A 13,747-nucleotide genomic window follows, 5' to 3' on the forward strand; every position below is an offset into this window, starting at 1 on the left:
ATCGATACCCTCCCCAAACGACGTCGGCTCCCAAGACCACAACCAGGTCTTGGGAGCCGAAGTCACGAGAGGATCCGAATTAACCAACGGCATCCGCGTGTGGCCCGGCCCGCGGGGCAGGAGCGCGGGCGGTCCCGCCCGCGCTCAGGCGGTGACGCGCTCGGCGCCGGAGCCCTCGGTGCCGGCGTCCTCGTCGTCGGCGCCCTCCGCCCCGGCCAGCCCCAGCTCCGCGTCCCGCAGGAACTCGACCTCGCGCCGCAGCAGCCGGAACCACATGAAGACCACGAAGCCGGCGAAGGCGAACCACTCCGCGGTGTACCCGAGGTTCTGGAACGCCTTCAGGTCCAGCCCCGTCCCCTGCGGCGCGGCGGCGGGCACGGCCGTCATCGGGGCGTCCGCGTCGGCGAGCGTGATCCACGCGTCGTACACGTCGTACGGCACGAGGTTGACCAGCGACGCCGCGCTGATCGCGCCGGTCTGCCCCTTGGGCAGCCCGCTGCGCGCGGTGACGCCGTTGTCGCCTGGTGTCTCGGACGCCTGGAGCGCCCCGGTGACGGTGACCTCGCCGCGCGGCGGGGCGGGGGCCTTCGCGGGGTCGGCCGCTCCGGGCAGCCAGCCACGGACGACGGGCAGGGCCTTGCCGGTGCCGGTCCGCAGCAGCGTCAGGACGTAGAAGCCGCGTTCGCCGTCCAGCTCGCGGTCGGGGACCAGCAACTGCTCGGCGTACCGGCCGGTCGCCGTGGCCTGGCGGCCGGACGTCGCCTTGTCCACCGGGAGCAGCCCGTCCAACGGGCTGGGGGTCTCCGCGCGGTTCTGCGCGGCCTGCTCGGTGACGCCGCGGTCCTCCTGGACGCGGTCCTCGAAGCGGCCCAGCTGCCAGGAACCCATGAACACGCAGAACGGGACGGCGAGCAGCACGAAGACGTTGATCCCCCACCAGCGGGGCGTCAGCAGGAACCGGTACACGCCGTCAACGGTACGGGGCACCGCCCGGTTCCCGGGCCGCGGGGTCGTGGGCCTGGTGGGGGACCGGTGGAAGTTGTCCACAGGCCGGTGGCCTCGGCAGCGGATTGTCACCCGGGACGGGCAGTATGGGGCCATGACTGAGAGCAACGGGTCCGCGGCGCAAGATCAGCCACGCAACGAGGAAATGCCGGACTGGGAGAAGCGCTTCCGGGCGCCCCGGGTGTCGCTGCCCGACTGGGCGGAGGACGCCCCGGACCGCTCCTTGTTCGTGTCGAACGCGACGGGGACGTACGAGCTGTACGCATGGGACCGGTCGACGGACGAGCAGCGCCAGGTGACCGACCGGCCGAACGGCACGACGGACGGCGTGCTCTCCCCGGACGGCGAGTGGATCTGGTGGTTCGACGACAAGGACGGCGACGAGTTCGGCGTGTGGCGCCGCCAGACGTTCGCGGGCGGTGAGGACGAGCTCGCGGTGCCGGGCCTGGACCCGTCCTACCCGGCGGGCCTGGCCCTGGGCAGGGACGGCCGTACGGCGGTGGTGGGCCGCTCCACGGACGAGGAGGGCACGACGATCCACCTCGCGCGCGTGGGCGAGGCCCCGGTGGAGATCTACCGGCACCGGGAGTCGGCGGGCGTCGGCGACCTCTCCCACGACGGCACGCTGATCGCCATCGAGCACACCGAGCACGGCGACGCGATGCACTCGGCGCTGCGCGTGCTGCGCCCGGACGGCACGCCCGTCGCCGAGCTGGACGACACCGAGGGCGGCACCCGCGAGCTGGGCCTGGAGGTGCTGGGCTTCGCCCCCGTCGACGGGGACACGCGGCTGCTCATCGGCCACCAGCGCCGGGGCCGCTGGGAGCCGCTGGTGTGGGACGTGGCCTCGGGCGAGCAGACGGACCTCGCGCTGGAGCTGCCGGGTGACGTGAGCGCCGAGTGGTGTCCGGACGGCTCGGGCCTGCTCGTCGTGCACAGCTTCGAGGCCCGCAGCGAGCTGTTCCGCTACGACCTCGCCCACCGCGAGCTGATCGAGATCCCCACCCCGGCGGGCACGGTGTCGGGAGCGACGGCCCGGCCGGACGGCAGCGTGGAGTATCTGTGGTCGTCGGCCGCCGAGCCGCCCGCGGTGCGTTCCACGAGCGGGCGGGTCGTCCTCGACCCGCCCGGCATGAAGTCGCCCGGTTCGGTGCCGGTCGAGGACGTGTGGGTGGAGGGCCCGGGCGGCCCCATCCACGCCCTGGTGCAGAAGCCGGCGGACGCGACGGGACCGCTGCCGACGGTCTTCGACATCCACGGCGGCCCGACGTGGCACGACAGCGACTCCTTCGCCGCGGGCCCGGCGGCCTGGGTGGACCACGGGTACGCGGTGGTCCGCGTCAACTACCGGGGCTCCACGGGCTACGGCCGCGCCTGGACGGACGCGCTGAAGCACCGCGTCGGGCTGATCGAGCTGGAGGACATCGCGGCGGTCCGCGAATGGGCGATCGACTCCGGGCTCGCCGACCCCGACCGGCTGGTCCTCACCGGCGGCTCCTGGGGCGGCTACCTCACCCTCCTCAGCCTCGGCGTGCAGCCGGACGCCTGGACGGTGGGCATCGCGGCGGTCCCGGTCGCGGACTACGTCACGGCGTACCACGACGAGATGGAAGCGCTGAAGGCCATGGACCGCACGCTGCTGGGCGGCACCCCGGAGGAGGTCCCGGACCGCTTCGAGGCGTCGTCCCCGATCACCTACGTCGACCGCGTCAAGGCGCCGGTCTACATCTCGGCCGGGGTCAACGACCCGCGCTGCCCGATCCGCCAGATCGAGAACTACGTCAAGCGCCTGGAGTCCCGTGGAGCGGTCCACGAGGTCTACCGCTACGACGCGGGCCACGGCTCCCTGGTGGTGGAGGAGCGCATCAAGCAGGTCCGGCTGGAACTGGACTTCGCGGCCCGCCACCTGAAGTAGCGGCCGGCGCGGCGACGACGCCGGGCGGGCCGACCGGGCCACCCCGGCGCCGGGCCCATGCGCAGGCCCCGGCCCGGTGGGCGGGTGCATGTGTGCGTCCAGAGTGGTGGGTGGGTGCACGTGCATCCGGCGTGGTGGGTGGGTGCATGTCGGCGTCCGGCCCGGTGGGCGGGTCGATCCCGGCGTCCGGCCCGGTGGGCGGGCTCGCGGCTGCGCCCCGGCCGGTCGGCAGGCTCACCTGCGCCCCAGCCCGGCCGGCGGGCTCATGGGCTGCGCCTCGGCACCGCCGACAGGCCCGCTCCCGTCGCCGCGCCAGGCGCCGTCGGCAGGCCCACCCCTCCCGGTGCCAGGCACCGCCGGCAGACCCGCCCCTACACCCGGGTCCGCTCCCGCGTACTCCGGCGTCCCAGCAGCTCCGCCAGGCCTCGTCGGGTGGCCGCCAGTACGACCCGGTCCTCGCTCCGCAGCACATACGTGTCGGGGAGGTCCCACACCAGCCCGGACGCCGGGGGCCTTCCGGCGTCGTCGTCCCCGGCCGAGTTCTCCGCGAGGTCCTGCCGCCGCTCCCCGGGCGCGTCCGTGTCCAGCGCCAGGATCCGCCAGGCGCCCGCCCGGAACGCCTCTCCCACGGTCCGCCCCTCCAGTTGCGGAAGGCCTCCCACCTCCACGGCCGCGAACAGCAGCACCCGCCGCTCGACCGGTATCGCCCCCAGGATCTGCCGCCCCATCATCGCCCCGGCGAACGCGGGCGCCGCCAGGTGCGACACACTCCGGCTGCGGGTGAGCGCGTGGGGGTGCGCGGCCCGCAGGGTGCGGTACACGGCGGTGGCGAAGTCGTCGTCGTACAGCCGCAGCACCACCCGCAGGTCGGCCCGCAGGGACCGGGCGTACAGCACGGCCTCCAGGTTGGTGGTGTCCGCGCTGGTGAGCGCGAGCAGCGCGTGCGCCCGGTGGATCTTGGCGGCCTCCAGCACCCCCTCCTGCGTGACGTCCCCGAGCACCACCGGCACCCGCAGCCGGCGCGCGGTGGCCATGCCGCGCGCCTCGGGGTCCGCCTCGACGCACACCACCGGGATGTGCAGCTCCCGCAGCCGGGTCAGCACCCGCGTGCCGATCTTCCCGAGCCCGAGCAGGACGACGTGCCCGCCGAGCCCGCGCGGTGGTTTGCGCAGCGCCGACGCGCTCCGGAAGGTCCCCAGCGCCTCCAGTACGGCCGCCAGCAGCACCGGCAGCAGCAGCAACCCGACCAGCCCGGACAGCAGCTGGAGGACCTGCCGGCCGGTGGACCGGTTGAGGGCGGGCTCGTTGATGGCGAAGAGGTCGAGCAGTGTCTCGTAGGTGGCGTGCAGCGGATGGTCCCCAGTGACCACGGTCAGTGCGACGGCGAGTGCGACCACACACCCGACGAGCCCGGCCAGCGACCACCGCAGCCGCCGCGAGAACAGCGAGGCGAAGGGCGGCACGGCGGTGCGCGAGGGCGGCAGGGGAGGACCGGAGTACGACACCTGCTCCAGGACGACCGTGCCGCGCCCGGTCGCCGCCGCCACCGCCGCCGCGTCGGGCAGCAGTTGCGGGGCCTGCTCGCCGCTGCTCTCCGAACCGTCCGCGCCGGCCGGGTCGTTGCTCGTCGCGGACAGCAGCGCCAGCGTGCACAGGCCGGGATCGGCGACCTCACCGGCCCGCGGCGGCTGCCGTTCCACCGCGCGCAGCAGCAGCCCGTCGGTCTGGACGACCTTGCTGGTGCCGGCGAGGGCGGTGGCCGCGAGGGCGGGCGCGGCGGTGTCGGCGTCGGACAGCACGGTCGTGGAGGCGTCGGTCTCCGTGCCGTTGCCGGAGGCCAGCGCGGCGGCCTGGTCGAGGAGTTCCTCGATGTGCTGGCCGAGGCGGCGGTTGTAGAGGCGCAGCACGAGCCGCAGCCGGGGGTTGAGCCGGCGGGCGGTGAGCGCGGCGCGGATGTTGGCCTCGTCGTCGTCGTACACCAGGGCCAGCGCGGCGGCCCGCTCGACGCCCGCCTCGGCGAGGACGGCCTCGGAGAGTTCGGCGGCCTCCACGATCCGTGAACCGCCGGTCGGTTCGGGGGCGCTGCTGCCGACGCGGCCGACGGCGGCGTTCACCCGGTCCAGCAGTGCGGCGGAGGCGGCACGGGCGCGCCCGACGACCGGCTGCCGGACGCGGCGTCCGGTGGGTGGTACGACGAGGGTGACCTGTTCGCCGTACACGCCCCGCAGTTCGGCCGCGAGCCGGTGCGCGAGCCCGTCGTCGCCGCACACCACCATGTGCGTCGGCGGAACACCCGGGGAAGCCTGATTCGGAACGGTGGCCACGGAAGAGAAGACTGCCGCAGCCCGAGCGGTGGTTCCAAGGGGCCGCCGCGGCGTGGTGGCGGCAGGTGCGCGCCGGACGGCCGCGGCCGCTCCCCGGCTACTCCTCCCGACGCTCGGCGCGGTTGAGCCCCCGGGCGATCTCCTGGAGGATCTCCTGCTCGGACCGCCCGGTCATCCGGCCCATCTGCTGCAACAGCAGCGCGCACAGCGCGGTGGTCCCGTCGGCGACCTGGTCGAGGTTGCCGTCGGAGACCCGGCGTTCGGCCATGTACTGCGCCATCAGGTCGTTTCCGGACACGTAGGCGGTCATGGCCTCGATGCCGAGCCGTACGCGGTCGTAGTCGTTGGTCGTCACGGGCGCCACGCTTCCACGGGGACCGGCCGGGGCGCTACTCCGGGCCGCCCGCCGCCGCTGCCGGCCGGGCCCGGCTGCGGTCCGCTCACTGCTGCCGCGTGCGCAGGTCGAGGCGCATCAGGACGCGCGGATGCCCGGCCAGTACGGAGGTGGTGTCGGCGGCGTGGACGAAGCCGGCGCGCTCGAAGTTCTTCCGCAGGCCGGGGTAGGCCATGGTCAGATCGACCCTGGCGTCGCCGTTGTCGAGGGGGTAGGCCTCGACGGCCGGGGCGCCGTACGAGCGGGCGAACTCGACCGCACCGGCGATCAGGGCGTGCGAGATGCCCTTCTTGCGGTGGCCGGGGCGTACGCGGATGCACCACAGGGACCAGACCGGCAGGTCGTCGACGTGCGGGATCTTGCGGTTGCGGGCGAAGGAGGTGGCCGAGCGCGGCGCCACGGCGGCCCAGCCCACGGGCTCGTCCCCGTCGTAGGCGAGCACGCCGGGCGGGGGGTCCTCACGGCACAACCCGGCGACGTACTCACCGCGGGCCGGTCCGCGCAGCTCGTTGTTGAGCCTGGACGGAATCCGGTAACTCAGGCACCAGCAGACGTTGGCGCCGGGTGACTTGGGGCCGACGAGGGTCCGTACGTCCTCGAAGACCGAAGCCGGCCGGACGTCGATGGGCGTGTCCTGTGCCATGGCGTGAGGGTAACGGCCGACGGGGCGGCCGGGGGTGTGCCCGGCCGGCCGGGTGGACCGGCCGGCCGGACCGGTGGCCGTCGTTATCCGTGCCGGCCGGGCCGGTAGTCGCCCGCGGGCTGCTGCACGATGACGTTGCCGCGGTTGAAGGCGTTGATGAGGGCGATCGTGCACACCAGGGCGGCCAGCTGTTCCTCGTCGTAGTGCTTGGCGGCGTTGTCCCAGACCTCGTCCGTGACGCCGCCGCCGTCGGCCAGGCGGGTGCCCTGCTCGGCCAGCGCCAGGGCGGCGCGCTCGGCGTCGGTGAAGACCGTGGCCTCACGCCAGACGGCGATCAGGTTGAGGCGGGTCGAGGTCTCCCCGGCGTGCGCGGCCTCCTTGGTGTGCATGTCGACGCAGGCGGCGCAGCCGTTGATCTGGCTGACACGGATGTTCACGAGTTCCTGAGTGGAGACCGGCAGCGTCGAGCCCGCGAGCATTTTGGCCGCCGCGACGAGGTGCTTGCCGAACTGGCCCATCACAGGGTTGGCGAAGAGGTTCAGCCTGGGTTCCATGGTGCACTCCTGTGCTGTTGTCGGTGGCTTCTCCCCTTAGACACCGGGCCCCCGAGAAATGTGACACGGCAGAAATCGGCTTGGCGGTACGGCAGGGGCGGCGTACTCCGAGACGATCTCGGAGTACGCCGCCCTGGGCGCTGTGAGCTTGTGAGCTTGCGGGAGGCGGGAGGCGGCCCGCCCGGCCGTCGTCGTGGCTGCTTGGGGCTCGCGGTGTGCGTCCGGGTTACTCGGGGTCGCGGTTGAAGACGGACTTGGACCAGAGGTAGCCGAGCACGGTGAGGCCCAGGCACCAGGCGACCGCGAGCCACCCGTTGTGGCCGATCTCACTGCCGAGCAGCAGCCCGCGCAGGGTCTCGATGGCCGGGGTGAAGGGCTGGTACTCGGCGACCGGCTGGAACCAGCCCGGCATCGCGTCGACCGGGACGAAGGCGCTGGAGATGAGCGGCAGGACGATCAGCGGCAGCGCGTTGTTGCTGGCCGCCTCGGCGTTCGGGGAGACCATGCCCATGCCGACGGCGATCCAGGTGAGCGCCAGGGCGACGAGCGCGAGCAGCCCGAACGCCGCCAGCCACTCCAGCGGGGTGGCGTCCGTGGACCGGAAGCCGATGGCCACGGCGACGGCCCCGACGAGGACCACGCTCATGACCGACTGCAGCACGCTGCCGACGACGTGCCCGACGAGCACGGACCCGCGGTGGATGGCCATGGTGCGGAAGCGGGCGATGATTCCCTCGGTCATGTCGTTGGACACGGAGACCGCGGTCCCGACCACGGTGCCGCCGATGGTCATCATCATGATGCCCGGCACGAGGTAGGCGATGTACTCGGAGCGGTCCGCCCCGCCGCCCCCGATGCCCGCGCTCATCACGTCGCCGAAGATGTAGACGAACAGCAGCAGCAGGACGATCGGCGTGAACAGCAGGTTCAGGGTGAGGGAGGGGTAGCGGCGCGCGTGCAGGAGGTTGCGGCGCAGCATCGTGGCCGAGTCGCGCACGGCGAGGGAGAGGGACAGGGGCAGGGCGCTCATCGGTCGGTCTCCTTGGAGGGCTGGTCGGTGCCGCGGGGCTGGTCGGTGCCGCCGGTCAGGGCGAAGAACACGTCGTCGAGGTCGGGGGTGTGCACGGTCAGCTCGTCCGCCTCGATACCGGCGGAATCCAGCCAGTCGAGGATGGAGCGCAACTCGCGCTGGGTGCCGTCGCTGGGGATCTGCAGCGCGAGCGCCTCGTCGTCCCGGGTGACCTCGCGCAGCGCGGAGGCGGCCGACCGGTACGCCGCCGGGTCGGAGAAGCGCAGCCGGACGTGCCCGCCCGGGACGAGCCGCTTGAGCTGGTCCGGGCTGCCCTCGGCGGCGATCCTGCCGTCGTTGAGGACGGCGATGCGGTCGGCGAGTTCGTCGGCCTCCTCCAGGTACTGCGTGGTGAGGAAGACGGTGACGCCGTCGGCGACGAGTGCCCGAATGATCTGCCACATGTTGTGGCGGCTGCGCGGGTCGAGGCCGGTGGTCGGCTCGTCGAGGAAGATGATGCGCGGGTCGCCCACGAGCGTCATGGCGATGTCGAGGCGGCGCTTCATGCCGCCGGAGTAGGTGGAGGCGGGCTTCTTCGCGGCGTCGGTGAGGCCGAACCGCTCCAGCAGCTCGGCGGTGACCCGCCGCCCCTCACGCTTGGGCAGGTGGTGCAGGTCCGCCATGAGGAGCATGTTCTCCTCGCCGGTGATCAGTCCGTCGACGGCGGAGAACTGCCCGGTGACCCCGATCGCGGCGCGCACCGCCTGCGGGTCGGCGGCCAGGTCGTGACCGCCGACGTGCAGGTCACCGGCGTCGGCGGTGATGAGGGTGGAGAGGATCTTGACGGCGGTGGTCTTGCCGGCACCGTTCGGCCCGAGCAGCGCGAAGACGGTCCCGGTGGGGATGCGGAGGTCGATGCCGTCGAGGACGGTCTTGTCGCCGTACGCCTTGCGGAGGCCGGTGGCGGAGACGGCGACGGGGGGTTCGGGGCCGTCGACCGGGTGAGGTGTTGATGTGGGCATGACAGAAGAAGGCATGGAGTCTTCCTGGGTGAGGGGTGGTCGGGGTGGGGTGGGGGGAGGTGACTCGCGTGAGGGGGCGCGCCGGCGGTTGACCGGTTCGGCGGGTGGCGGGTGGCGGATCCGGCAAGGGGCCGGTTCGGCGGGTGGCGGGCGCGGCGGGTGTGGCCGGTTCTGCGTCAGGCCCGGGCGCGGCGGATGTCGATGTTGCCGTAGCGGGTGCGGGCGCGGACCTCGACGGTGTCCTCGGCGTCCTCGGGGCTCTCCGACGTGGTGAGCGTGTTGCGTACCTGGCCGGCACCTGAACTGGCGTCGAGCCAGGCGGCGGTGCCCTCGCGGATGCCGACCTCGATGGCGCCGTAGGAGGTCTCCAGGTGGACGGTGCCGCGGGCGACGTCGGCGACGCGCAGGGTGCCGTGGGCGGTGGTGGCGGTGACCGAGCCCTCGGCGCGCGCGATGTCGATGTCGCCGTTGGCGCCGCTCACCCGCAGGTCGCTAGCTGCGGTGCCGACGGTGGTGGTGCCGTGCGAGTTCTTCAGGACGGCCGGGCCGTCGACCGTTCCGAGGCGCAGGCTGCCGGAGCTGGTGGTGATCTCGGCCGTGCCCTCGACCCGGTCGACGGTGATCGAACCGTGCGACGCGGTCAGCTGGAGCGGCCCGGTCGTGTCGAGGCGGACGTCGCCGGACGAGGTCTTCACCCGCACCGTGCCGAGCCGGCCCTCGCCGAGCACCTGCACCCAGGCGCCGGTCATGTCGATGCCCGAGCCGGTGGGCAGCTCGACCGTCACGTCGACGGTTCCGGTACGGCCGAGGCCGAGCAGGCCGGCCTTGGGCGTCCTGAGGGTGAGGACGCCGTTCGCGTACCGCACCTCGGTCTGATCGGCCGCCCGTACGTCGAGGTCCTTCTTGGGGTCGCGGGGCCGGACGTCGACGACGGTGTCGAGGCGGTCGCCCGCGGTGAACTGGAGGGAACCGGCCTCCACGTGCGCCGTGGCCGAGATCGGTTCGGGAGTGTCGAAAGAAGGCATGGCTGTCCCGTCCTCTTGGGTCTGCGGGGTGTCCCTGCTGGTGGGACGTGGTGTGGTGAAGTGGTCGGTGGTGCCGGTACGGGCGGGCGGCTAACGCACCCAGCCCGTGAAGCTCTGCCCGACGTTGCGGGTCTTCTCCGCCGTACGGGGCCGGGTGCCGCCGTCGACCGCGGCCGCCACGGCGCGCACCAGCCAGGCGTTGACCGAGAGGCCCTCGCGGTTCGCGGCCTCCTCGGCGCGGGCCTTGAGGTGGGCGGGCAGGCGCAGGTTGACGCGGGCGGTGCCGCCCTCGTCGGTGTCGGCCGGGGCCTTGAGGGATTCGGCGGGTGCGGCCGGTTCCGGGGTGGTGCCACCGTCGGTGGGCGGCGGCGTCACCACGAAGTCCGGGTCGAGCCCGCGCAGCCGTACGTCGACGGAGCCGGGGGCGAGTTCACGGGTGATCTCGTCCGTGGCGGCGGAGAGCACGTTGAGCATGGTCAGCCGGGCCGCCGACTCCAGTGGAGCGGTGAGCCTCTCGGCCAGCTCACGAGCATCATCGCCGCCGGCCTCGGCAGCCACCGCGAGTTCGCGGCGGAGGTTGTCGACATACGGGGTGAGGTCCATGACGCCATGATGACACCATATTGGTGCCATGTGCAAGCGCCGGATGGCGCTGAAGGTGGCACTTGGCGGGATGCGGGTGTCCTGAGCTGGGAAAACGTGACACGGGCGACGGCGAAGATTGTGGCGCCGGGGATGCTGATGCGCGCTCAAGGGCCGCACATCGGGCTCGGGTGGCACGGAATGGTGCCACTCGTGTGGCACGGAATGGCACCAAGTGGCAGTGAATGGCGCGGAACGACACCGAGTGACACCGAGTGACACCGGATGGCGTCGAGTGGCGTTGGATGGCGTCGAGGGGCACTGGATGGCGCGGCGTGGCACCACAGGGCGATCTGAGCGAGGGGTGCGCGTGCCACCGAAGGCTGAAGGCTGACCGGCGAAGCCGTGCCCGCACCACTGCCCCGGACACGGCACTGGGCCTCCCGACCTGACGCCACGGCCGCACGCCGACGTCCACCCGAGGGCCTCACCCGCATCCCGACGGGCACCCGCGCCGCACGCCCCGGCCCGCGGGGATGCGCACACGCCCGAGCGGGACAATCCTGGTGGCATGCCCCGCCAGCGATCCGTCGTCGTCCAGCCGCCGTCCCCGACGGGCGGCCGCCGCGTACGGGTCGACGGCGAGATCCTCGGCCTCGCCCGCAGCCTCGAAGACGTCGCCGAGTTCCTGCGCCGGGCGGGCCTCGACGTCGACGCACTGGACCTCACGTCCACCGACCTCATCGAATGGCGGGGCGGCGGTCCGTCGGTCTGGCCCACGGGGGCGTGAGACGCCAAACAGTGCAGCTCGCGTCATCGCCCCCGGGGCGGCTGCCCCGGGATTCACGGTGACGACGACGCCTGTCTTTCGATGACGAGACCTGGCCGGTGGGCATAACGCGATATAGCGTAGGCCTCCTCCTCGCGCCGCTGCCGGCGTCGCGCGGAAACATTCGACGGGACGCGGAACATTCGACGGAACCAGGAGCCGGAAGCATGTCGGGAGAGGTTGCGCCCACCGGGGAGCGCTTCGGCCGCGGTTCGTCGCCCGAGGTGCGGGCCTCCCATGCGGACCGGGACCGGGCGGTGGATGTGCTGCGTATCGCGGCGGGGGACGGTCTGCTGACCGCGGACGAGTTGGACGAGCGTCTGGAAGTCACCCTGTCGGCGCGGACGCTGAGCGAACTGCACGCGCTCACCGCTGACCTGCGGCCCGCGTCGGCGGCTGACGCAGAGGCCAAGGACGTAGTCCGGATCGAACGGGTCCACAGCGGCCCGGTCAAGCGCGCGGGGCGATGGGTGGTGCCTCGCAGACTGGAGCTCGCGGTGACGTACTGCGACGTCACGCTCGACTTCACCGACGCGGTGATCACGCACGACACCCTCCGGATCGACGTCACCATGACGGGGAAGACGCTGACGCTGGTCACGAGGCCGGGCATGGTCGTCGATACGGATGGCCTGCAGCTGGTACACAGCAGGGTCAAGCACCGTGGCACTCCGACACACCCCGACACGCCCCGCGCGTTGCGAGTGGAGCTGGCCGGACACAAGGCTCACGGCCGTGTGGTGGTACGACCCCCGCGCCGAACCCTCGGACAGTGGCTGCGGCGCAGGCCCGTGTCCCCTTCTTGAGGCGTGACCACAACGGGGTGAACGCCGGCGGGACAGACGGTCGTTGAGGTCTCTCGGCCGGCCGCGCCGATGCCCGGGTGGCGCGAACATCGCCACCGGGTCAGCCACACCCACCGGGCTTTCCCCACCCTGCCCGACAACGAGTCCGGCCATGGGCCGACCTTGCTCGACGCCGGACATCCAGGTCCCGCAGCCCTCCCACCTTCCGGCCATGTGCTCTGATCCACCTCCGAACGGCGCTTGGGAGAGGGCCGATGAAGAGGTGGCGGACAGGGCATGGCTGCCCGGGTCGGACGTGCCGCTGGGACGCTCGCGATGGCGGCGCTGCCGCTGGCCGGATGCGACGACTCCGGCGGCGATGGTGGAAGCCGACCGGCTGCCGGCAGTGGCCAGCTTCCCAGCAAGGAGCCCGCGGCGGCTGCCATGGAAGCAGCCGGAGCCTTCCAGCAGGCCGCGGTGGACGAGGAGGGGGACTTGCTGCGGACGATCGGGCACATCGACGTCAGGCGGTGGTGGGGCGTGGGGAGCCCTTGAAGACCTGGCTGGTGTGCCAGGCGCGGTGGGTCGCCGCGACGGGCCGGATGCCGGGCTGGGGACCGATGAGTGGGCGACCGGCGAGTGAGATGACGTGGTCGCGGGCGGCGGGGCTGCGGCCGACGAAGTGCTGGGAAACCATGATGCGGTGGCTGTCTCCTATGCCAAGGACGCCTTTGTCGAAGAGCTTGTGGTGCAGGGAGCACAGGCACAGTCCGTTGTCGACGTCGTCCGGGCCGTCGTAGGCCCACCAGCGCACGTGTGCGGCCTCCAGCGCGACGGGCATCATGCCGTCGTAGCCGCAGAAGGCGCACTGGTACTCATAGGCAGTCAAAACCAACTCCCGCATACGCCGGTCGCGTTGGCGTTGCTCAGGAGCGGTGAGGGCGTCGGTCTCTGCCAGCTCCAGTTCCAGGCCGACCGCATCGCACAGGTCCGGATGGAGCGAGGGCGGGAAATGCAGGTCCAGCAGGACCCTCGCCATGCGGCCCAGGAGGGAGGGCTCGCGGCGCAGTGCCGCGCGCAGGTCGGGGGCCAGACGTCCGGTGGCGCCGCTGGCCCGCAGTTCCGTGACGGTGGTGCCGGGGCTGCCGAGGCCGCGATCGGTGCGCACCTCCCACACCTCATCACTGGCCAGGTGATGGAAGGGGTAGGCGGGCGTGGTCCTGCGCGCGGGACCGTACTCCGTCAGCAGTTGCTTGAGATCGGCTTCCACCGCGCTGTAGCGCAACTCGCCCTCGGCGTCGGCCTGGAAACGGCCCAGCGCGTACAGCAGCAGCAACGGCTTGTGCGGTGCCCTTACCCCGTCCCGGCTCCACTGCCTGAGACTCGCGGCGCGCTCCAGCCAATCCATGACCGTGATCGTAGCGACGCGTCGCCGCACATCACGCGGTGCGGGGTACTGCGCCCTCCGGCACTCGCCGCTGGAAGGGATCCGCTCGTGCACCTGAACCGCGCGGTCAAGCGCACGATGGCGCGGGACAAGGTGAAGGGCAGCGCCGTGGAACTGCACTCGCTCCGTGCCGGCGCTCCGGGACGGTCGGCAAAGTGCCTGACGCCGGCCCAGACGAAGATGGCCGGCACCCGGCTCAGACTGGCGAAGCGG

The 13,747-nt window shown here is 72.6% G+C and carries 13 protein-coding genes; 3 read left to right on the forward strand and 10 right to left on the reverse strand.

What is annotated here, in order from left to right; all coding sequences use genetic code 11:
* Positions 1-144: 144 nt before the first annotated feature.
* On the reverse strand, positions 145-966 hold the full coding sequence (locus tag AB0M97_RS19375; RefSeq protein WP_365962245.1) for an SURF1 family protein: 822 nt from the start codon (positions 964-966) through the stop codon (positions 145-147).
* A gap of 133 nt (positions 967-1,099) precedes the next feature.
* Here AB0M97_RS19375 and AB0M97_RS19380 point away from each other — a divergent pair, with 133 nt between their 5' ends.
* Positions 1,100-2,920 carry a prolyl oligopeptidase family serine peptidase gene (locus tag AB0M97_RS19380; RefSeq protein WP_365962117.1) on the forward strand — a complete coding sequence of 607 codons (1,821 nt, stop codon included), beginning with the start codon at positions 1,100-1,102 and terminating at the stop codon, positions 2,918-2,920.
* 371 nt (positions 2,921-3,291) lie between these two features.
* On the opposite strand, the gene AB0M97_RS19385 is transcribed toward AB0M97_RS19380, so the two are convergent.
* The 8 genes from AB0M97_RS19385 to AB0M97_RS19420 form a co-directional block, all read right to left on the reverse strand.
* On the reverse strand, positions 3,292-5,196 hold the full coding sequence (locus AB0M97_RS19385) for an NAD-binding protein (protein ID WP_365962246.1): 1,905 nt from the start codon (positions 5,194-5,196) through the stop codon (positions 3,292-3,294).
* 145 nt (positions 5,197-5,341) lie between these two features.
* Complete coding sequence (locus tag AB0M97_RS19390) at positions 5,342-5,599, reverse strand: hypothetical protein (protein ID WP_365962118.1); 258 nt, start codon at positions 5,597-5,599, stop codon at positions 5,342-5,344.
* A gap of 85 nt (positions 5,600-5,684) precedes the next feature.
* Positions 5,685-6,281 carry a GNAT family N-acetyltransferase gene (locus tag AB0M97_RS19395; RefSeq protein ID WP_365962119.1) on the reverse strand — a complete coding sequence of 199 codons (597 nt, stop codon included), beginning with the start codon at positions 6,279-6,281 and terminating at the stop codon, positions 5,685-5,687.
* An 83-nt stretch (positions 6,282-6,364) separates the two neighbouring features.
* Positions 6,365-6,835 (reverse strand): carboxymuconolactone decarboxylase family protein, encoded by a 471-nt coding sequence (locus AB0M97_RS19400; protein ID WP_365962120.1) that lies wholly within the window; start codon positions 6,833-6,835, stop codon positions 6,365-6,367.
* Between the two features lie 226 nt (positions 6,836-7,061).
* Positions 7,062-7,865: an ABC transporter permease gene (locus AB0M97_RS19405; RefSeq protein WP_365962121.1), complete on the reverse strand. Its 804-nt coding sequence runs from the start codon at positions 7,863-7,865 to the stop codon at positions 7,062-7,064.
* Positions 7,862-8,881 carry an ATP-binding cassette domain-containing protein gene (locus AB0M97_RS19410; protein ID WP_365962122.1) on the reverse strand — a complete coding sequence of 340 codons (1,020 nt, stop codon included), beginning with the start codon at positions 8,879-8,881 and terminating at the stop codon, positions 7,862-7,864. Before AB0M97_RS19410 ends, AB0M97_RS19405 begins: the two co-directional genes overlap by 4 nt.
* A gap of 161 nt (positions 8,882-9,042) precedes the next feature.
* Positions 9,043-9,891 carry a DUF4097 family beta strand repeat-containing protein gene (locus tag AB0M97_RS19415; RefSeq protein ID WP_365962123.1) on the reverse strand — a complete coding sequence of 283 codons (849 nt, stop codon included), beginning with the start codon at positions 9,889-9,891 and terminating at the stop codon, positions 9,043-9,045.
* A gap of 90 nt (positions 9,892-9,981) precedes the next feature.
* Entirely contained in the window at positions 9,982-10,494 is a 513-nt protein-coding gene (locus tag AB0M97_RS19420; protein ID WP_365962124.1) for a hypothetical protein, read from the reverse strand.
* 550 nt (positions 10,495-11,044) lie between these two features.
* Between AB0M97_RS19420 and AB0M97_RS19425 the strand changes: the two genes are divergently transcribed.
* Positions 11,045-11,263: a hypothetical protein gene (locus AB0M97_RS19425; RefSeq protein WP_365962125.1), complete on the forward strand. Its 219-nt coding sequence runs from the start codon at positions 11,045-11,047 to the stop codon at positions 11,261-11,263.
* Between the two features lie 206 nt (positions 11,264-11,469).
* Entirely contained in the window at positions 11,470-12,108 is a 639-nt protein-coding gene (locus tag AB0M97_RS19430; RefSeq protein ID WP_365962126.1) for a DUF1707 domain-containing protein, read from the forward strand.
* 502 nt (positions 12,109-12,610) lie between these two features.
* Here AB0M97_RS19430 and AB0M97_RS19435 read toward each other — a convergent pair.
* Positions 12,611-13,495: a phosphorothioated DNA-binding restriction endonuclease gene (locus AB0M97_RS19435; RefSeq protein ID WP_365962127.1), complete on the reverse strand. Its 885-nt coding sequence runs from the start codon at positions 13,493-13,495 to the stop codon at positions 12,611-12,613.
* Positions 13,496-13,747 lie beyond the last annotated feature (252 nt).

This window comes from Streptomyces sp. NPDC051207 (assembly GCF_040682395.1).
Classification (GTDB): domain Bacteria; phylum Actinomycetota; class Actinomycetes; order Streptomycetales; family Streptomycetaceae; genus Streptomyces.